This window comes from Zavarzinia sp. (genome assembly GCF_041650655.1).
Taxonomy (GTDB): Bacteria; Pseudomonadota; Alphaproteobacteria; order Zavarziniales; family Zavarziniaceae; genus Zavarzinia.
On the sequence record NZ_JBAZKR010000078.1, the window covers coordinates 1 to 17942 of the forward strand.

At 67.1% G+C, this 17942-nt stretch carries 18 protein-coding genes; 7 read left to right on the forward strand and 11 right to left on the reverse strand.

Annotated features, from left to right (window positions below; genetic code table 11):
* Positions 1-172 precede the first annotated feature (172 nt).
* From WC493_RS16320 to WC493_RS16335, 4 genes are all read left to right on the forward strand, one after another.
* Positions 173-562 carry a PRC-barrel domain-containing protein gene (locus WC493_RS16320; RefSeq protein WP_373066607.1) on the forward strand — a complete coding sequence of 130 codons (390 nt, stop codon included), beginning with the start codon at positions 173-175 and terminating at the stop codon, positions 560-562.
* 287 nt (positions 563-849) lie between these two features.
* Positions 850-1008 carry a DUF3309 family protein gene (locus tag WC493_RS16325; protein ID WP_373066608.1) on the forward strand — a complete coding sequence of 53 codons (159 nt, stop codon included), beginning with the start codon at positions 850-852 and terminating at the stop codon, positions 1006-1008.
* 55 nt (positions 1009-1063) lie between these two features.
* Positions 1064-1219, forward strand: coding sequence for an entericidin A/B family lipoprotein (locus tag WC493_RS16330; protein ID WP_373066609.1), 156 nt, complete (start codon positions 1064-1066; stop codon positions 1217-1219).
* Between the two features lie 25 nt (positions 1220-1244).
* Entirely contained in the window at positions 1245-1415 is a 171-nt protein-coding gene (locus WC493_RS16335) for a CsbD family protein (RefSeq protein WP_373066610.1), read from the forward strand.
* A 73-nt stretch (positions 1416-1488) separates the two neighbouring features.
* Here the strand turns inward: WC493_RS16335 and WC493_RS16340 are convergent, their stop codons facing one another.
* The 7 genes from WC493_RS16340 to WC493_RS16370 form a co-directional block, all read right to left on the reverse strand.
* Positions 1489-1992 carry a phasin family protein gene (locus WC493_RS16340; protein ID WP_373066611.1) on the reverse strand — a complete coding sequence of 168 codons (504 nt, stop codon included), beginning with the start codon at positions 1990-1992 and terminating at the stop codon, positions 1489-1491.
* A 280-nt stretch (positions 1993-2272) separates the two neighbouring features.
* The gene (locus WC493_RS16345; RefSeq protein WP_373066612.1) at positions 2273-4045 is read right to left on the reverse strand and encodes a glucan ABC transporter ATP-binding protein/ permease; all 1773 of its coding nucleotides are present in this window, start codon (positions 4043-4045) and stop codon (positions 2273-2275) included.
* A 51-nt stretch (positions 4046-4096) separates the two neighbouring features.
* A complete protein-coding gene (locus tag WC493_RS16350; RefSeq protein WP_373066614.1) occupies positions 4097-5152 on the reverse strand; it encodes an SbmA/BacA-like family transporter in 1056 nt (351 codons plus the stop codon).
* A 589-nt stretch (positions 5153-5741) separates the two neighbouring features.
* Positions 5742-7685, reverse strand: a complete 1944-nt coding sequence (locus WC493_RS16355) for an aliphatic sulfonate ABC transporter substrate-binding protein (RefSeq protein ID WP_373066615.1) — start codon at positions 7683-7685, stop codon at positions 5742-5744.
* 10 nt (positions 7686-7695) lie between these two features.
* Positions 7696-8877, reverse strand: a complete 1182-nt coding sequence (locus tag WC493_RS16360; protein WP_373066616.1) for an acyl-CoA dehydrogenase family protein — start codon at positions 8875-8877, stop codon at positions 7696-7698.
* Positions 8878-9018: 141 nt separating this feature from the next.
* The gene (locus tag WC493_RS16365; protein ID WP_373066618.1) at positions 9019-10218 is read right to left on the reverse strand and encodes an MFS transporter; all 1200 of its coding nucleotides are present in this window, start codon (positions 10216-10218) and stop codon (positions 9019-9021) included.
* Between the two features lie 148 nt (positions 10219-10366).
* Complete coding sequence (locus WC493_RS16370; RefSeq protein WP_373066619.1) at positions 10367-10714, reverse strand: hypothetical protein; 348 nt, start codon at positions 10712-10714, stop codon at positions 10367-10369.
* A gap of 455 nt (positions 10715-11169) precedes the next feature.
* Between WC493_RS16370 and WC493_RS16375 the strand changes: the two genes are divergently transcribed.
* From WC493_RS16375 to WC493_RS16385, 3 genes are read left to right on the forward strand one after another with little or no spacing between them, the layout of a single operon-like run.
* The gene (locus tag WC493_RS16375; protein WP_373066620.1) at positions 11170-12432 is read left to right on the forward strand and encodes an SfnB family sulfur acquisition oxidoreductase; all 1263 of its coding nucleotides are present in this window, start codon (positions 11170-11172) and stop codon (positions 12430-12432) included.
* A 55-nt stretch (positions 12433-12487) separates the two neighbouring features.
* Positions 12488-13378, forward strand: coding sequence for a DUF3034 family protein (locus WC493_RS16380; RefSeq protein ID WP_373066621.1), 891 nt, complete (start codon positions 12488-12490; stop codon positions 13376-13378).
* Between the two features lie 14 nt (positions 13379-13392).
* Positions 13393-13983: a beta-class carbonic anhydrase gene (locus WC493_RS16385; RefSeq protein WP_373066623.1), complete on the forward strand. Its 591-nt coding sequence runs from the start codon at positions 13393-13395 to the stop codon at positions 13981-13983.
* 62 nt (positions 13984-14045) lie between these two features.
* On the opposite strand, the gene WC493_RS16390 is transcribed toward WC493_RS16385, so the two are convergent.
* The 4 genes from WC493_RS16390 to WC493_RS16405 all read right to left on the reverse strand — a co-directional run.
* Positions 14046-15287, reverse strand: a complete 1242-nt coding sequence (locus WC493_RS16390; protein WP_373066624.1) for an SfnB family sulfur acquisition oxidoreductase — start codon at positions 15285-15287, stop codon at positions 14046-14048.
* Positions 15284-16051, reverse strand: coding sequence for an ABC transporter ATP-binding protein (locus tag WC493_RS16395; RefSeq protein ID WP_373066625.1), 768 nt, complete (start codon positions 16049-16051; stop codon positions 15284-15286). Before WC493_RS16395 ends, WC493_RS16390 begins: the two co-directional genes overlap by 4 nt.
* An 11-nt stretch (positions 16052-16062) precedes the next feature.
* A complete protein-coding gene (locus WC493_RS16400; protein WP_373066626.1) occupies positions 16063-17409 on the reverse strand; it encodes an ABC transporter substrate-binding protein in 1347 nt (448 codons plus the stop codon).
* 24 nt (positions 17410-17433) lie between these two features.
* Positions 17434-17942, reverse strand: a 509-nt coding sequence (locus WC493_RS16405) for a branched-chain amino acid ABC transporter permease (protein WP_373066628.1), incomplete at its 5' end; no start/stop codon positions are given.

The window sequence follows — 17942 nt, forward strand, 5'->3', positions numbered from 1 at the left end:
TATCGCCGGTGCGGCCAAGCAGGCCGAAGGCACCATGGCGACCATCACCGGCAAGATCGCCGGCAGCACCAGGCTGGCCAACGAGGGCCAGGCCGAAAAGGCCGAAGGCGCCGCGCAGAGTGCCGCCGCCACCGCTCAGAACAGCCCGAAGAAGTAACCCCGAGGAAACATCATGACACGCTTCACCTATACCCTGACCGGCGCCGCCCTGATCGCCGCCGCCCTGACCGTCCCCGCCTTCGCGCAGGGCACGCCGCAGACCATGGCGCTGACCCGCGTCGACCCGCAGTCGCTGGCCACCGGCTACCGTACCTCCAAGGTCGTGGGCAGCAGCGTCATCAACGAAGCCAAGGAGACCATCGGCACGATCGACGACCTGATCGTCACCGACAGCGAGAGGGTTCCCTTCGCCGTGCTGTCGGTCGGCGGCTTCCTGGGCATGGGCACGAAATATGTCGTGGTGCCCTACAGTTCCTTCCAGGTCCAGGACAAGCAGATGATGCTGCGCGGCGCAACCAAGGAATCGCTGAAGGCGCTGCCCGAATTCAAATACGCCAATTAATCAGCCTGGTCTGATCAGCTGTACCGGGGGCGCGGTATTTCGCCCCCGGTACGGCCGCCGAGAAGAAGACGGCCAGAAAGTCGGCGCATGAGTATTTTCCGATTCTATGGCCAAGGCGCGATCGTCACTACACTACGATACATAGACCGGCATTGGCCGCAAAGCGGCAGCGACAGGCTCATGAAGGCGGGAACAGCGACGGGGCCGGCCATCGAAGCAGCGGCGAGCTCGGCCGCGACACCCCGCAGATCACGCGCCCGCGCCATTCTTCCTAAGGAGTTCAGACCATGAGCCTAGGCACCATTCTACTGATCATCCTCGTGCTGTTCCTCGTCGGCGCCCTGCCGCGCTGGCCGCACAGTGCCGACTGGGGTTACTTCCCGAGCAGCGGCCTGGGCATCGCCGTCGTCGTCGTCGTCGCCCTGATGTTGCTGGGACGCATCTAGACACACCGGCATCCGACCGGCCTTCCCACCCCACCGTTCCCGAAAGGTGACCACCATGTTCAAGAAGACAATGCCCTTGGCCCTCACTCTGCTCGCCCTGCTGGGGGCTGCGCCGCTGATCGCGGCCTGCCACACCGTGGCGGGGGCCGGCGAAGATATTTCCAGGACCGGCGATGCCATCGGCACCAGCGCCAAGAAGAACACCCCCTGATCCCTCAACACGAAGGAGAATGCCCATGAACAAGGATCGTATCGTCGGATCGGCCAAGCAGGTCGAAGGCTCGATCAAGGAAGCCGTCGGCAAGGCCGTCGGCGACGCCAAGCTGCAGATCGACGGCAAGGCCGAGAAGGTCGCGGGCAAGGCCCAGAACCTTGTCGGTGCCCTCAAGGATGCCGCGAAGCCCTGACCGAAACCTAAAGCAAGGGGCGCTCCAGCGATGGAGCGCCCCTTGCCTTGTCGGCTGCGCGCCGAGGGACGGGTCAGCGATCCAGGCGGTGCACGTTCGCCGTGGCCGTCCGCAGCACCGGCGCCAGGGCGGCCCCCTGCGAGCGCATCACCAGCGCACCGAGCGACAGCGACTGCGACCATACCCGTTCCAGCCAGTCCGTCGCCGCCTGCTGCTGCAGGGCGACCAGGCCGGCCGGCGAGCGGCAGCCGGCGACGGCCGCGACCGCGTTGTCGGCCAAGGCCATTTCCCGCCGGACATAGCGGGCGACCTGATCGGCGATCCGGCCGGACCAGCGCAGCCAGATCGAACCCGCTTCCGAAAAGGCCCCGATCTTCTCCGGGATCATGCGCGAGAATTCGGCGTGATCGGCGGCGGCCGGGTTCATCAGCGCCTTGGTGCCCAGGGTCATGCGATGGCTGATGACACGGCCGGCGGCGACCGCCAGTTCGCCCGTCTTGCCGGCATTGTCGCTGGCGAGGTGCAGGGTACGGTTGAGCTTCCGTGCGTTGCGATGAACCTGGGTGGGGGATTTCATGACACTGCTCCCGGCGGGTCGCCCGACAACCGTCGGCGCCGCCCAATGAAGAGGATACGAAATGATCGGAAACGGAAATCGAATTTCGATCATCAAAACGCCTGACCTTAGAGCCCGCGAGACGATTCCGTAAGTATCGGACAATACCTATGGGGTTCGATTGCAATTCTCGCGGGCGCGTGTTCGAGGGTTGTCTTGAATCCACCCCGGATCGACCCGGGGGCGATCCGGGGTGATGACAGGACCAGGAGGGCCTGCACCTCGACGGGTCGACACCCGTTCAGCTCGGCCGAGGATCGGCCTTGACGGCGATGAACTGTGCCTTGGCGAGGTCGGCAAAGCGGCCGCCGGCCGCCACGAGCTCGTCGAATGTGCCGGCCTCGACGATCCGCCCGGCGTCGAAGACCAGGATGCGGGAGGCGTCGCGGACCGTGGACAGGCGGTGGGCGATGACGAAGGTGGTGCGGTTGCGCATCACTTCGTCGAGCGCCTTCATCACCTTGGTCTCCGTATCGGCGTCGAGGGCACTGGTCGCCTCGTCCAGGATCAGGATCGGCGGATCCTTCAGCAGCGCCCGGGCGATCGAAAGACGCTGGCGTTCCCCGCCCGAGAGCGAGCGCCCGCGCTCGCCGACCAGGCCGTCGAAGCCTTTGAACTTGTGCTCGATGAAGGCCAGGGCCTGGGCCCCGCGGGCGGCCGCGCATAATTCGGCCTCGGTCGCATCCGGCTTGCCCACGCGCAGGTTCTCGGCGATCGAGCGGTTGAACAGCAGCGCTTCCTGGAAGACCACGCCGATATTCTGATGCAGGGACTGGAGCGTGAGGTGGCGGATGTCGATGCCGTCGATCTCGATCACCCCGGACTGGGGATCGAAGGCCCGGTCGAGGAGGGCGATGGCGGTCGACTTGCCGGCCCCGGTGGCGCCGACCAGGGCGATGGTCTCCCCCGGCAGGGCCTTGAACGACAGGCCCTCGACCGCCGGCTGCTGGCCGTCATAGGAAAAGGTCACGTCCTTGAATTCGACCAGGCCGACCAACCGCCCGGCGTCGACCGCATCGGGCATGTCGCGGATCGCCGGCACCGTGTCGCAGACCTGGAAGAACTCGGCGAGCCGGGGCGCCTCGAGCACGACCCGGCTGACGAAGCTGACGGTCTGCTCCAGCCGGGCGATGATCAGGCTGGCGAAGGTCATGAAGGCGACCATCTCGCCGACCGTCGCCCGCCCGTCGAGATGCAGCAAGGTGCCGACGACGATGATGGCGAGAACCGTCAGGGTGGTCGAGGTGCGGGTCAGCACCACCGCCAGCGCCCACCACGACAGCACCGGCATCTGGGCCGCCAGCAGACGGCCGACGATCCGGCGGAGGTCGGTGACCTCCGCCTCCAGCCGGGCAAAGCTCTGGACCAGCGCGATATTGCCGAGCGTATCGGCCGCGCGCTCCGCCAGATCGGCGTAGTGGCGCTCGACCGAGCCCTGCAGGGTCCCGGTCTTGCGCACGATCAGGGCGGTGAGCAGGCCGAAGAACACGGTGAGCAGGATCAGCAGCAGCGCCAGCCGCCAGTTGATGACCAGCGAGACGGGCAGCAGGACGAGAAGCGAGACGAAGGACGACAGATTATCGCGGAACAGGCCGACCCAGAGACCCCAGAGCGAATCCGTGCCCTGCAGCATGACCTTCAGCAGCCGGCCCGAATGGGTATTGCCGTGATAGGACAGGGGCAGTTGCAGGACATGGGCGAAATAATCGGTCAGCACCGCCTGGCGCCGGCGATGGGCCAGGCGATCGGCGTGAAGCGCCACCAGCGTGCCACAGACGATGGTGAACAGGCCGAAACCCGCCCAGGCCGCGAGCAGCGGCACCATCTGCGGCCACAGGGGCGCCGCATGGGAGCCTTCCGTTCCGGTCAGCCGGTCGATGATGCGGCCGAGCAGGACCGGCTCGGCGAACTGGGCCGAGGCCAGCGCCACATTCGCCAGGGCCAGGGCCCAGGCCAGGCGCCGCTCCCCGCCGAGCAGGGCGAGAACACGGCCATAGAGACGGATAATGTTCATGCCGACTCCGAGCGGGTGCGAAACGGTAGGAGAGATCGCGGCAGGCACAGCTTACTCCGGCGCAACCTGCCGCAGCTCGGCGGCGGACGGCTTGCGGCCGGCGCCAGCGATCAGATGGATGCCCGGCGCCTGGCCCGGCCGATCGACCTCGTCGAGCGCCAGCAGCAGGGATGCCACCCGGTTGGCGGAGGCGGTCCATTCCGCCAGATGGCCGTAACTGTCGGTGATCCAGTTGAAGGCGCCCTGCACCATGACGAAGGCGGCGGCGGCCTGGACTGCCTGGCCCAGGGTCATCGCGCCCGTCAGATATTTGGGCATGCAGAGGAGAAGGCCGACGATGGGCGTAAGCAGTCCATTCGTGTGGGTGACCAGGGTCATCCGCATCAACTGCCAGCAATAGGCCCGCCAGCGCCGGATGACGTCGTCCAGCGCGGCGCCGATCGCCCGGCGGCCGCCGCCCGCGGCGTCGGGCTGGGCCGGTGCCTCGCCGGTCTGGCGGAGATGAGCGCCGACCGAGCGCAGGTGAGCCTCGGCCCGCTTGTTCTCGGTGATCACCTTGGTCAGGTGCCGGCCGATGATCATCATCGTCACGGTCAGGGCAAACGAATAGAGAACGACCGCCATCACCAGATAGCCCGGCAGCGTCAGGCCGCTCGCCCCGAGCGGCAGGGCCCCGCCGACCCCCCAAAGGACGCCGATGAAGGTGATCGCGGTCAGGCAGGAGGAAAACAGCCCGAGCACGAGGTCGATCGGCAGGTCCGTCGCCACCCTGGCATCTTCCGCGATCCGGTATTCCGGCCCCTGATGGTCGCCGCGCATGAAGCGCAATTGCCGATGGCGGTCGCGGTCCAGCCAATAGTCATAGAGATGGGCGCTGAGCCAGGCCCGCCAGCGGCGCTGGGTCGTCATGCGGGCCCAGACGGAGATGACGGCCAGCGCCAGACTGCCGGCGCCCAGCGGCACGAAGAGCACCGCCTGGCGCCACAATTGCTCGCCGTCCTTGCGCTCGATCGCGTCGAAGAAATAGCGGTTCCAGTAGTTCAGGCCATAGAGCGTGAACAGCTGGAGCAGCATGACGGCGATCATCAGCACGACCAGCAGCCACACACGCCAGGACGACCGCCCCCGCCAGAAGCCGGACGCGCTACGCCAGAATCGCTCGAGCAGCCGCTTCTGGCCCGGTGCCGACGCCTCCGACCCGGGGGCCTCCGGGGACAAATCCCGCACCTAGACGAAAACGTCGGAAGGGCCGCTGCGGCATCGTGCCCGCCAGCCCGCCGGGGAGCCGCCACCAAGGGCGCTCCGCCATTGTATCATCTCATCCATTCCTTCCGACCCGGCGCGAGAAAGGCTCGGCACCGCCCGCGTCGCACGATTCGCCACGGTACCGCACCCTGCCCCTTTCCTCCCCCGTGGGGCAGCCCCGGAAACTACTCAGCCGGTGACCTGCCCCCCTTGCTTCATCCAGCTGGAAGCAGAAATCCGTGGTTAGTTGATCTGGGCCCCAATTTTGGACGGCCCAAAAAGCGAACACCCCCGCGGCGGGGCCTGCGGGGGTGTCGTTATCAGTGGTTGCGGGGGCCTGGTGTCATTTCAAATTGCTGTTTCAGGTGGCCGCTTGACCGCCCGTTCGAAAGCCCGGCCTGGCCAGTAACCCCGGGCCAATTGCTCTCAGGGCATGGTCCGACCGCGGCGGTCAGATCGGCCAGACGGCTTGGCCGACCTCGATCCGGTGGGGGATCAGGGCGCGGGCGCGGAGGCGGTCGGCGATTACCTGTTGCTGGCGGACCACGGTTTCGGTCAGGCGGCCGGCGTCGCAGGACTGGCGGGCCAGAAAAGGTGCCAGGTCGGCGGCGGAAAGGCCGGTCGGCCCAGCCAGACGCCGGGCCAGGGTCGGGGCGTTGGCGGCGGCGTGGTCGCCGGCGGCCCGGAGTTCGCCGAGCAGGGCCTCCAGGGCTGCCGGATGGCGCCGGCCGAAATCCGCCGCCGCCAGATGAAATTGGCGGTTGGGCACTAGGTCGCGGCCGTCGAGCAGCAGGCGGAAGCCGCCCCGGTGCAGCAGGGCGCCGAGCAGCGGGTCCCAGATCGCCCAGGCATCCACCGCGCCAGATTCGAGCCGGTGCCGGGCCAGGTCGGGGGCCAGGAACTGGATCTCGACGTCGTCGAGGCCGAGGCCTCTGGCCGCCAGCGCCTCGATCAGCAGGTAATGCACGTTGGAGCCGCGGTTCACGGCGATGCGCCGGCCCGCCAGGTCGGCAACATCGACGATGCCGCTGCCGTCGCGGACGACCAGGCCTTCCGCCGCCGGTGCCGGCGCCTCCCAGCCGACGTAGACAAAGGGCACGCCCGCCGCCTGCGCCAGGATCGGCGGCACCTCGCCGGTCGAGCAGAAATCGATCTCGCCCCGCTCCAGGGCGTCGAGCAATTGCGGCCCGGCGGCATGGTCGACCCAGCGCAGACGAAATCCCTGGCGGGCCAGCCGTGCCGCGACGCCGGGCCTGGCCCGGAGCAGGCCGGCGGCACCATAGGGCTGGCAACCGATGCGCAACTCGACCGGTGCCACGGTGCCGGCGCCACGGCTGCGGCGCGGCGCGATGACGCCGAGTTCGGCGAGACGGGTCCGGAAGGCGTTGCGCGACAGGCCGAGCGAGTCCGCTGCGCGTAGCTGGTTTCCGCCGGCGAGGTCGAAGGCACTACGCACGACCTGGCCGATTACCCGCTCGAACAGCTCGGCCTCGCCCTCGAGGATCGCTCCTTCGATCAGGCCGGCCAGGCGGGATTCGAGATTGGCCGCGTCCGCCGCCGGCATCCCGGCGCCAAGACGAAGCGCCGCCGCCTCGATCAGCGGCCCGGGACTGGCCAGCAGGGCACGGTGGACGGTGTTCTCGAGTTCGCGGATATTGCCGGGCCAAGGATGGCGGACGAGGCGGTGCAACGCCTCCGTCGTGAAACCTGTTACATTCCGCCCCTTGGCGGCGGCATGGGTGGCGAGGAAGTGACGCGCGAGCGGCCCGATGTCGCCCGGACGCTGGCGCAGCGGCGGCAAAGCCACCGTGGCGATGCCGAGGCGGTAATAGAGGTCCTGGCGGAAGCGGCGCACTGCCACTTCGGCGCAGAGGTCGCGGTTGGTCGCGGCGATCACGCGGATGTTCAGGGGCAAGGCGCGCCGCCCACCGACCCGCACCACCTCGCGCTCCTGAAGGACGCGAAGCAGCCGGCCCTGAAGGGCGAGCGGCAGGTCGCCGATCTCGTCGAGCAACAGGGTGCCGCCCTCGGCCGCCTCGAACCAGCCGGACTGGCCCTGCTGAGCGCCGGTATAGGCGCCCTTCTCGTAACCGAAGAGTTCCGCCTCGATCAGATTTTCCGGCAGGGCGCCGCAATTGACGGCGACGAAGGGGCCGCTCGCGCGCCGGCCCCTTTCGTGGAGATAGCGCGCCGCCAGTTCCTTGCCCGTGCCGGTCTCGCCCGTGACCAGAATGGTCACGTCGCTGCCGGCCAGGAGGTCCAACTCGGCCTTCAGGGCGCGGGAAGCCGGATCCTCGAACACCATGGCATTGGCCCGCGCGGCGATCCGGGCGTGGCCGGGCGCGGGCGGGCCGAGGCGCAAGACGCCGTCATCGGGCCGGGTCGGCTGCGCCATCGCCCCCCCTTCAGGAATAGAGGCCGGGGGTGGGCACCGCCCCGGTCAAGACGAAGCTGCCGATCTCCTTCAGCTTGTAATCCAGGGGATCATGCAGGGTGTGGGTCCGCAGGTTGCGCCAGAAACGGTCGAGCCCATATCGCGCGGCGGTCGCCCGCGCCCCGGTCTGCTCGAACAGGCGGCTGGTGATGTCGAGCCCGGCGCGCGCCGCCGCCACCTTGAAGGTGGCGATGGCCAGCGCCGCCTCGCCCCGTTCGGTCGGCGTCACGGCTTCGCCCCGGTCCCAGGCCTTCTGCAGGGCCGCGATCGCCAGGGTGGAGAGCGCCTGGGCGCCGGCCAGGTCGACCTGCAACTCGCCATAACGCAGCTGCAGGTAGGAATCCTCGACCGTGGTGGCGGCGCCGGAAGCCGGCCAGGGCTGGGATTTCTCGCGCGTGAAATCGACCGCGGCGGCGAGCGCGCCTTCCGCGATGCCGAGATAGAGCGTGCCCAGGATCGCCTGGGCGAGGCAGGCGCGCAGGGTGGCCCGCGGGCTGCCACCGGGGCCGGGCGGGCCCAGGACCTCGGCGCCGTCGACCGCCACCGCCTCGAAGCTCACGGTGCCGCTGTCGGTCTGGCGCTGGCCCATGTTGTCCCAATCGTCCAGCACCGTGATGCCGGATCGGTCGGTCGGCAGCGCCACGATCCGCAGCGTGTCGGTGGGATCGAGCGCCGAGACCAGCAGATGGTCCGAATCCGTGGCGCCGGAGCAGAAGCTCTTGGTTCCGTCCAGGCGATAGCCGCTGCCGTTTGGCACCAGGCGGGTGCGCGGGTCACGCGGATTGAGCGCATTGCCCCAGAACCAGCCCTGCTCGACCGTGGCGCGCGACAGGCTCTCCTGCTGTTCGGCCGAGCCATAGAGCAGCACCGAGGCGACCTGGAGATGCTGGAAGGCGAAGAGATGGCCGAGGGAAGAATCGACCTGGGCGATCAGGCGCACCGCCTCGAAGACGGTGGCCCAATCGGCGCCGATGCCGCCGAAGGCCGCCGGCACCGCCAGGGTGAGCAGGCCGGAGCGGCGGAAAAGGTCGCGTTCCACCTTGGCCGTGCCGCCCGCGCGGTCGCGCTTGATCGCGGTTTCGGCCAGGGCGGCACGGACTTCGGCCAGGACAGGCCGCCAGCCAGCGCCATTATTTACATCAATATTTTGCATAACACTCGCTTTGTCAACTTATGCAGGTTGTTTGTGAGCATGTGCTGACATTCGGATCTATATCCAGCTCAATCCGTTCACATAGACTTGCGGAATTATGAATTGACGCCGGTCAGCCGCCGCGCAGCCGTTCGAGATATTTCAGGCGTTGCGTTTCTGTCGCCCTTCATGCGCCGGCCGCCCGCGGATCGCCATGAGGCCTAGCACGGTCAGGGCGGCGAAGCCGGCGCCGGCGAGGAAGGTGCCCCGCGGCCCGGCCAGGTCCCAGAGCGCGCCGGCCAGGAGACTGGCGAACAGCAGGGCGAGGCCGGTGACCAGATTGAACAGGCCGAAGGCGGTACCCCGCAGCTCGGCCGGTGCCGTATCGGCGACCAGGGTCGCGAGCAGGCCCTGGGTGAAGCCCATATGCAGGCCCCAGAGCGCGACGCCGACGCCGAGCGCCACGACGCCCCCCGCGAAGGCGAGGACGAGATCGGCCGCGACCAGCAGGAGAAGCCCGGTCAGCAGGATCACCGTCCGGTCCATGCGGTCGGAGACGATGCCGACCGGATAGGCCGAGAGCGCATAGGCGAGGCTCATGACCACCATGACGGCGGGCACAAGGGCCGGCGGCAGGCCGACCGACTGTGCCCGCAGCACCAGGAAGGCTTCGCTGAAACGGGCCAGGGTGAAGACCGTGGCGACCGCGACCACGCGCCAGTAGGCCGGCCCGAGCCTGGCCAGTTCGGCGCGGCGAAGCGGCATGCGGACGCGGCCCGCACCTGCCGGCCGGGCGGGTTCCCGGACCGCGACCACCAGCACCGCGACCGAGAGCACGGCGGGAACGACGGCGACCCAGAACACCGCCTTGAACTGGTCCCCCGTCAGTGCCATCAGGCCGATCGCCAGCAGCGGACCGGCGAAGGCGCCGACGGTATCGAGCGACTGGCGCAGCCCGAAGCTGGCGCCCCGGAGTTCCGGCGGTGCCAGGTCGGCGACCAGGGCGTCACGGGGCGCGCCCCGGATGCCCTTGCCGACCCGATCGACGAAACGGGCGGCGACCAGCCAGCCGAGCGAGCCCGCCAGTGGAAAGACCGGCTTGGTGACAGCCGCCAGGCCATAGCCGAGGGCTGCGAGCAGCTTGCGCCGGCCGAGCCAGTCACTGAGCGCGCCGGAGAAAACTTTGGTGATCGAGGCCGTCGCCTCGGCGATGCCCTCGATCACGCCGACCGCGAAGGTGGAGGTCCCGAGCACCGTGACCATATAGACCGGCAACAGGGCGTGGATCATCTCCGAAGAAATGTCCATCAGCATCGAAACGAAGCCCAACGCCCAGACGCCGGCCGGAATACCCTGCCGCATCGCCACTATTCTCCCGTCCCGCACCTCGCGGCGCCTCATTGGATCAGGTTTTCCGATCTTCTCAAGTCGGCATCCCGGAGGCTTCCATCGGGGCCTCGACCCGCCGCACGTGCCGCGGCGCGTTCCTCGCCGCCGCGGCGGAAGCGCATTACCAGAAATCGTGCAGCATTTCGCCTTCTTCGGGATTGAGCACGGTCGCCCTCCCCTTCACAAAGGAAAGCTCCAGCCGGCCCTTGTCGGGTGTGTCTTCGATCGCCACAACACCATCGAGCACGCAGAGAAATCTAAATACAGCAAGATCGGCAGTGTCGGCGATGATGGAAGAGAGCATCCTTCGATCATCGTCACTCAACGAATTGAACCAAACGGATTGGGCCACCAATTCGTCTCGAGGTCGCCTGCCGGGAGGCTTTCCCAATGCCTCGATCTCGCCCCTGGCCGTGCCGTCGCGGACGACGATTTTGAGAAGATCGACAAATTCCTGACCGTCCATCATAGCCCTCTCCGCGACGGCCACAGGATAGGCCCGTTCATCCGAGCCGACGAGAGGGCGAACGCAATCCGGCAGTCCCGCGCCCGGCCACGACGCGGCCCTCCGGCCTGTCCCGATTTCGACTGTTCTGCACCGTGGCTGCCTGGATCTGTACAGTTACACAGGTAGCGGATGTTCTTATCGCCTGACCATGCCCCGGGCGACACCGCGACGCGCGCCAGTTTCGGCCCGAGACACCCCCCGCCGCCTCAATTGGCACACACATTGCTGTAGTCAGATCTGAAATCCAGACAAGAAGTGGATTTCCAGAGATTACACGTGTTTAAGAGGTCGCCTTCATGCCGATGCCCAGAGACCAGCTTCGCCGCTCCGCCTGCACCGCATGCCGTTGTTGTCGTGCCACCGCCCTTGCCACCGGGCGCTGAAGCCCCCGATCTCTTTTCGCAAAGGCCAAGACAATGACCGTGATCCCCAGGATCGACCCCGCCACCGCGCCCCGGGTCAATTCCCCCGAACCCTTCCAGGCCCGGCCCAAGCCGATCGTCCCCGCCCATGTCGTCCGCTCGGACGCCGAAGCCATCGCCATCGCCCGCGAGCTGGCGCCGCAATTCGCCGCCGAAGCCGCGCTCCGTGACCGCGAAGGTCTCCTGCCGCTGGCCGAGCTCGACGCCTATTCGCAGTCTGGCCTCTGGGGCATCAACATCCCCAAGGAATACGGCGGTGCCGGCGTCTCTTATGCGACGCTCGGCAAGGTGATCGAGACCATCTCGGCCGCCGATCCCGCGATCGGCCAGATCACCCAGAACCACCTGGTGCTCAGCGTCCACCTCGCCCTCGACGGCACCGAGGACCAGAAGCGCGACCTCTTCGGCCTGGTCTTGAAGGGTTACCGCTTCGGCAACGCCTTCTCCGAGCTGCACAGCAAGAATGTCGCCGCCTTCGAGACGATCATCCGCTTCGAGGGCGACGACGCCGTGGTCAACGGCAAGAAGTTCTATACGACCGGCGCCCTCTTCGCGCATATCGTGCCGATCATCTCGGTCACCACGGACGGGCAAGGTTACATCGCCTTCGCCGACCGCGAGGCACCGGGCCTGACCGTGACCAACGACTGGTCGAGCTTCGGCCAGCGCACCACGGCGTCCGGCAGTGTCGCGATCGACAATGTCCGCGTGCCCAGGAGCCGAATCATCCCGATCAAGGTGTTCGAGCGGCCGACCGCGGCCGGGGCCATCTCGCAATTCATCCAGGCGGCGATCGACACCGGCATCGGCGCCGGCGCGCTCCAGGATGCCATCGCCTTCGTCAAGACGAAGTCGCGCGCCTGGATCGACAGCGGCAAGGACAAGGCGAGCGAGGACCCCTTCGCGATCCAGGCGATCGGCGAACTCGAAATCGGCCTTCATGCCGCCGAAGCCCTGCTCGACCGGGCCGGCCGCCTGATCGACGAGGCCCTGGCCGAGCCGAGCGAGGAGAAGGTGAACGCCGCGACCGTCGCTACCGCGGAAGCCAAGGTGCTCTCGACCCGGATCGCCCTCGACGCCGCCAACCGCCTGTTCGAACTGGCGGGCACCCGCTCGACCCTGGCCGAGCACAACCTGGATCGCCACTGGCGGAACGGCAGGGTTCACACGCTGCACGATCCGGCACGCTGGAAGCCCTATCACATCGGCAATTTCTATCTGAACGGCGTGTCCGCCCCGCGCCATCCCTGGAGCTGACCGCGCCATCACCGGTGCCCGCCCGGGCACCGGTCACCTTTGCTGGAGTTTTCTCATGTCTGATTTCGTAACGCGCCTCGCCGGCGCGGCCGCCCTCGCTCTGCCCCTGCTCGCCGCCGCCCTGCCCGCCCATGCCGGCGACCTCTTCGATTCCGCCCGGCCGACCGCGACCGGCGGCGTCAATACGATCGAAGGGGCCGGCGGCGGCGGCCTCGCCGCCTGGGCGCTGATCACCGGCTATGGCTCGGGTGATGCCATCGGCGGCAGCGCCTATACGACCTATGCCAAGACCAACGACTATGCCCTGACCTCGACCGGCGTCGCCCTCGGCCTGTTCAACCGGGTCGAAGTCTCCTTCGCCCAGCTCGGCTTCGATACCCAGTCGATCGGCACCAAACTCGGCATCGGCAAGGACCGCACCTTCTTCACCAATATCGCCGGGCTCAAGGTCCGCGCTTTCGGCGACGCCCTGGACCAGGAGAAATGGTGGCTGCCCCAGGTTTCCGCCGGCCTGCAGTACAAGGATTCGGGCCAGGAAGGCATCCTGCGCGCGATCGGCGCCCGGGACAGCAGCGGCATCGACTATTACGTCGCCGCCAGCAAGGCGATCCTCGATTGGAAGCTGCTCGCCAATGCGACGCTTCGCTTCACCAAGGCCAATCAGTTCGGCCTGCTCGGCTTCGGCGGCCCGGGGCATGACGATTATCAAATCCAGCCGGAACTCTCGCTCGAATATCTGCTGACTTCGAATTTCGTCATCGGCGGTGAATATCGCTTCAAGCCGGACAACCTCGGCTTCGCCAAGGAAAACGACTGGAAGGACATCCACGTCGCCTATTTCCCGGTGAAGAACGTTTCGGTCACCGTCGCCTATGTCGACGCCGGATCGATCGCCAACGAAGCCGACCAGCAGGGCCTCTACGCCTCCCTGCAACTCTCCTTCTGAGACGGAGTACGACCATGTGCGACAGCAAGATTCTGCATGAAGTGAAGACGGCCAACGAGGCCTATGCCGCCGACTTCGGCGACAAGGGCAGCCTCGCCCTGCCACCGGCCCGCGGCTTCGCCATCCTGACCTGCATGGACGCCCGCCTCGATCCGGCCAAATACGCCGGCCTCGCGGAAGGCGACGCCCATGTGATCCGGAACGCCGGCGGCCGCGCATCGGACGACGCCATCCGTTCCCTGGTGATCTCGCACAAGCTGTTGGGCACTCGGGAATGGTTCGTCATCCATCACACCGACTGCGGCATGGAACTCTTCACCACCGAAGTGATCGGCGACCTCCTGGCCGACGACCTCTCGACCGCGCATTTCGACGGCAAGAAATGGAGCAACCCGCAGCACAAGGGCGGTTCTGTCGCCGGACGTTACATCAACTGGCTGACCATCGGCGACCTCGCCGGCAGCGTGGTCGAGGACGTGAAGCGGATCCGCAGCCACCCGCTGGTGCCGGGCGACATCCCGGTCTACGGCTTCATCTACGATGTCCGCAGCGGCAAGCTGATCGAAGTGCCCGACGCCACCGCCGCCGGCAAGATCGCGGCCTGAACGAGAACACAAGAGAAAACCCCCGGCATCTTGCGATGCCGGGGGTTCTTCTTGGGGACCGCTCAGCTCCAAGCGTGGAAGGGCGGGTTCACGCCGTTCAGGAAATAGTTGCCGAGGATGGCGTATTTCCAGCGCACGGGGTCGTGCAGCGTATGCGTGCGGGCGTTCCGCCAGTGGCGGTCGAGGTTATGCTCGGCCAGCGTGGCGCGGGTGCCGGCCAGTTCGAACAGCTTGTTGGTCGCCTCGATCGCGATCTCGGTCGAGAGCACCTTGGCTTCGGCGGTGACGATCTGCGCCCAGGCGACCTTTTCCGCCGTCGGCTCGACGAGCGCGTCGTCGATCGCCTCGGCCGCCTTGTCGAGCAGGGCCTGGGCGGCGTGGAGGCGCAGCGTCAGGCTGCCGATCGCCTGGATCGTGTAGGGATCGGCGGCAGCCTTGTCGAGACCGCTGTCGATCCAGGGCCGGCTCTTGGTCTTGACGAAGTCGATCGTATCGTCGATCGCCGCCTTGGCGATGCCGGTATCGACCGCGACCTGGATGATCTGGAAGATGGCGCCATCGGCCGAAGGCTTCTCGTAGCCCTTGTAACCGGGCACGACGTGATCCTTCGGCACCTTGACGTGGTCGATGATCACCGTCCCCGAGAAGGTGGTGCGCTGGCCGAAGCTCGACCAATCGTTGATCACGGTAAGACCTTCGGCATTGCGGTCGGCGATCACGTACCAGGCGCGGCCCTGGTCGTCGGTGGCGACGATCGGCACCAGATGGGCCAGGATGGCGCCCGAGGAATAGAATTTCTTGCCGGTCACGACGACGTGATCGCCGTGATCGGTGAAGCTGGTCTCGAAATCGGCGGCGCGCTTCGAACCGAATTCAGAGAACGCGTTGCCGAGCCGCACACCCTTCAGCACTTCGCCGAACAGCAGCGCCTGTTGCGCCTCGTCCGACACGGTGCGGATGGCGGCGACGATGCCGAGGTGGTTCTGGGTGATCTGACCGATCGAGGGATCGGCGGCCGAGATGATCTCGATCACCTTGACCAGGGTCCTGTAGGAGACTTCCGGCCCGCCGAATTTCTTCGGCACGTTGATCGACCACAGCCCGCTCTGCGAATAAAGATCGACTTCGGCGACCGGCAGGCTGCGGTGCTGATCGCGCTCGGAAGCGCCCTTCAGCAGTTCGGCGGCGACGCGGTGGGCGACTTCGATCGCTTCTGCGTCGGACTTGACGACATGGGCGGGCGTCGCCGGACGCGGCAGGCCGGGCACGCCTTCGGGCGCCTTGATCGATTCATGGACAGTCATGACGGAACTCCGGTGCTGGAATTGAGGCCGAAATAGAGGTCGCGCACGTCGGATCTCGCGGCGATTGCAGCGGCCGGCCCGTCGATCACGGCGCGGCCGTTCTCGATGATGGTGGCGTGGTCGGCATGTTTCAGGGCGACCGCCGCATTCTGTTCGGCGATCAGCAGGCTGATCCCCTCCTCGTCACGCAGGCGATGGAGGATTTCGAAGATCTCCTCGACCACCAGGGGAGCGAGGCCCATGGAAGGCTCGTCGAGGGCGATCAGGCGCGGCCTCGCCATCAGGGCGCGGCCGATCGCCACCATCTGCTGTTCGCCGCCCGACGTGTAGCCGGCATTCAAGTGACGCTTGGCGACCAGGCGCGGGAACAGGTCGTAGACCCGTTCCAGCGCCACCCGCAGCGCCTTGCCGCGCAGCCGGCGCGAGACGGCGCCGCTGACCAGGTTTTCCTCGACCGTGAGCTGCGGGAAGCAGTGGCGGCCTTCGAGGACCTGGATCACGCCGGCCTCGACCAGGTCCGCGCTGTCGAGACGGCCGATGTCGCGCCCCTCGAACAGGATGCGACCGCGGGTGACGCGGCCGCGCTCGGCGCGCAGCAGGTTGGAGACGGCCTTCAAGGCCGTGCTCTTGCCCGCCCCGTTGGCGCCGAGCAGGGCCACCGCCTGCCCGGCTTCGACGGTCAGCGACAGTCCCCGCAGGGCGAGGATCGCCTGTTGGTAGACGACCTCGATGTCCTCGACGACGAGCAGCGGTGTCCCGGTCATGGGCTGCTGCCTTACGACGGCTTGTCGACCGAGCAGTCGCGAAGCTGGATGCCCTTTTCCTTGGCATAGGCTTCGGACGACTGTTCGATCAGTGGGCGCAGCAGGGCGCGGTCGGAGGCGACCCAGTCACTCACCACGTTCCACTTCTTGCCGTCCCATTGCTGGAACTTCACGGCACCGCCACCTTCGTGATCGGCGCAGGTCACATGCAGCGGCTGGACGAGACCGGTGGCGCCCAGCTCGGCGATCCGCTTGTCGTCCAGCACCAGGTGGTCGAAGCCCCATTGCATTTCTTCGCCGGTCAGCGTCCGGTTGCCGAAATGGGCCTGGGCGATCCTGACCGCCTCGACGTTGAGGATGCCGTTGACGATGCCGAGGTTGTGGTAGACCGAACCGATCCGGCTCTTGTCCTCGAGATTGCCGAGACCCTTGGCGTAGATCTTGTCCTCGATCTCCTTCACGACCGGGAATTCGGTGCCCGAGGGATGGGTGGTGACCGAGACGTAACCTTTGGCGGCCTCGCCGGCCGGGATCACGTCCTCTTCCGAATTGGACCACACGTTGCCGATGATGTGATCGACCGGGAAGCCGGTCTTCACCGCGGTCTTCAGCGCCACCGGATTCATCACGCCCCAGCCGCGCAGCACGACATATTCGGGCTTCAGGCGGCGGATGGCGAGCCACTGCGCCTGCTGCTCGTTACCGGGATGCGGCACCTCGATCTGGGTCACCTCGAAGCCGTATTTCTTGGCCAGGAGATCGAAGATCGGAATGGTCTCCTTGCCGTAGGGCGAGCCGTGATAGAGCACGGCGATCTTCTTGCCCTGGAGCTTGTCGAGCCCGCCGAGCTGCTGTCCGATATAATTGACGGTCGCCGAAGCCTCGCTCCACGGGTTGAGCTGGAGCGGGAAGACATAGGGGAAGACGCGGCCGTCGGTCGAATCCGTGCGGCCGTGGTTGATCGTGATCAGCGGGATCTTGTCCGCGGTGGCGCGGTCGATCAGGGCATAGGCGATGCCGACGCTGAGGGGATTATAGGCCGCCGGGCCGTTCGGGCCGTGGGTCGAGCGGGTGCGCTCGTAGCATTCCACACCGCGCTCGACCTTGTATTCGGTCTCGCATTCGTCCCAGACCAGCTTGACGCCGTTCACGCCGCCATCGCGCTGGTTGATCAGGTTGAGATAGTCGATGAAGCCGCCGAAGAAGCCGGTGCCGCCCGCCGCATAGGGGCCGACGCGATAGGATTGCAGCGGGAAATAGATCCCGCCGCCGCCCTCGGCCTTGGCGGCGATACTGCCGAGGCTGCCGGCGAGGGCCGCCGCCAGGGCGAGCCGGCTGATGGTTTTCTTGAAGGACATGAAAGGCTCCTGGTTGGTCCGGATTCAGGTGGGGCGGCGCCGGGTCAGCCGCGCGATGAGGGCGGAGAGACCGGCGGGTTCGGCGATGAGGAAGGCGATGATCAGGCCGCCGACGACGATCTTCTGGGCGTTCTCGAGCACGCCCGAATCGAAGAGATCGCCGAACAGGGCCTGGCCGAGTCGCGAGAGGATCAGCGGGAAGACCACGATGAAGCCGGCGCCCAGGAAGGCGCCGCGGATCGAGGCGAGACCGCCGATGATGACGATGAAGAGGATCTGAAACGAGCGGTCGAGGTCGAAGCCGGCCGGCTCCACCGTGCGCAGATAGGCGAAGGCCCAGAGCGCCCCGGCGACCCCGACCACGAAGGAGGAGACGGCGAAGGCGACCAGCTTCACGCGCAGTATCGAAATCCCCAGGCTGGCCGCCGCCACGTCGCGGTCGCGCACGGCGACGAAGCTCCGCCCGATCTCTGACCGGGTGAGACGCCAGGCGGCCAATGTGAGCACGGCGACCACGCCGAGCGAGAACAGGT

Coding starts and splice junctions, on each gene's coding strand:
- WC493_RS16385 (WP_373066623.1), top strand. CDS start 13,393: ATGTGCGACAGCAAGATTCTGCATGAAGTGAAGACGGCCAACGAGGCC.
- WC493_RS16360 (WP_373066616.1), bottom strand. CDS start 8,877: ATGCAAAATATTGATGTAAATAATGGCGCTGGCTGGCGGCCTGTCCTG.
- WC493_RS16340 (WP_373066611.1), bottom strand. CDS start 1,992: ATGAAATCCCCCACCCAGGTTCATCGCAACGCACGGAAGCTCAACCGT.
- WC493_RS16365 (WP_373066618.1), bottom strand. CDS start 10,218: ATGCGGCAGGGTATTCCGGCCGGCGTCTGGGCGTTGGGCTTCGTTTCG.
- WC493_RS16380 (WP_373066621.1), top strand. CDS start 12,488: ATGTCTGATTTCGTAACGCGCCTCGCCGGCGCGGCCGCCCTCGCTCTG.
- WC493_RS16390 (WP_373066624.1), bottom strand. CDS start 15,287: ATGACTGTCCATGAATCGATCAAGGCGCCCGAAGGCGTGCCCGGCCTG.
- WC493_RS16400 (WP_373066626.1), bottom strand. CDS start 17,409: ATGTCCTTCAAGAAAACCATCAGCCGGCTCGCCCTGGCGGCGGCCCTC.
- WC493_RS16335 (WP_373066610.1), top strand. CDS start 1,245: ATGAACAAGGATCGTATCGTCGGATCGGCCAAGCAGGTCGAAGGCTCG.
- WC493_RS16395 (WP_373066625.1), bottom strand. CDS start 16,051: ATGACCGGGACACCGCTGCTCGTCGTCGAGGACATCGAGGTCGTCTAC.
- WC493_RS16330 (WP_373066609.1), top strand. CDS start 1,064: ATGTTCAAGAAGACAATGCCCTTGGCCCTCACTCTGCTCGCCCTGCTG.
- WC493_RS16370 (WP_373066619.1), bottom strand. CDS start 10,714: ATGATGGACGGTCAGGAATTTGTCGATCTTCTCAAAATCGTCGTCCGC.
- WC493_RS16320 (WP_373066607.1), top strand. CDS start 173: ATGACACGCTTCACCTATACCCTGACCGGCGCCGCCCTGATCGCCGCC.
- WC493_RS16325 (WP_373066608.1), top strand. CDS start 850: ATGAGCCTAGGCACCATTCTACTGATCATCCTCGTGCTGTTCCTCGTC.
- WC493_RS16375 (WP_373066620.1), top strand. CDS start 11,170: ATGACCGTGATCCCCAGGATCGACCCCGCCACCGCGCCCCGGGTCAAT.
- WC493_RS16345 (WP_373066612.1), bottom strand. CDS start 4,045: ATGAACATTATCCGTCTCTATGGCCGTGTTCTCGCCCTGCTCGGCGGG.
- WC493_RS16355 (WP_373066615.1), bottom strand. CDS start 7,685: ATGGCGCAGCCGACCCGGCCCGATGACGGCGTCTTGCGCCTCGGCCCG.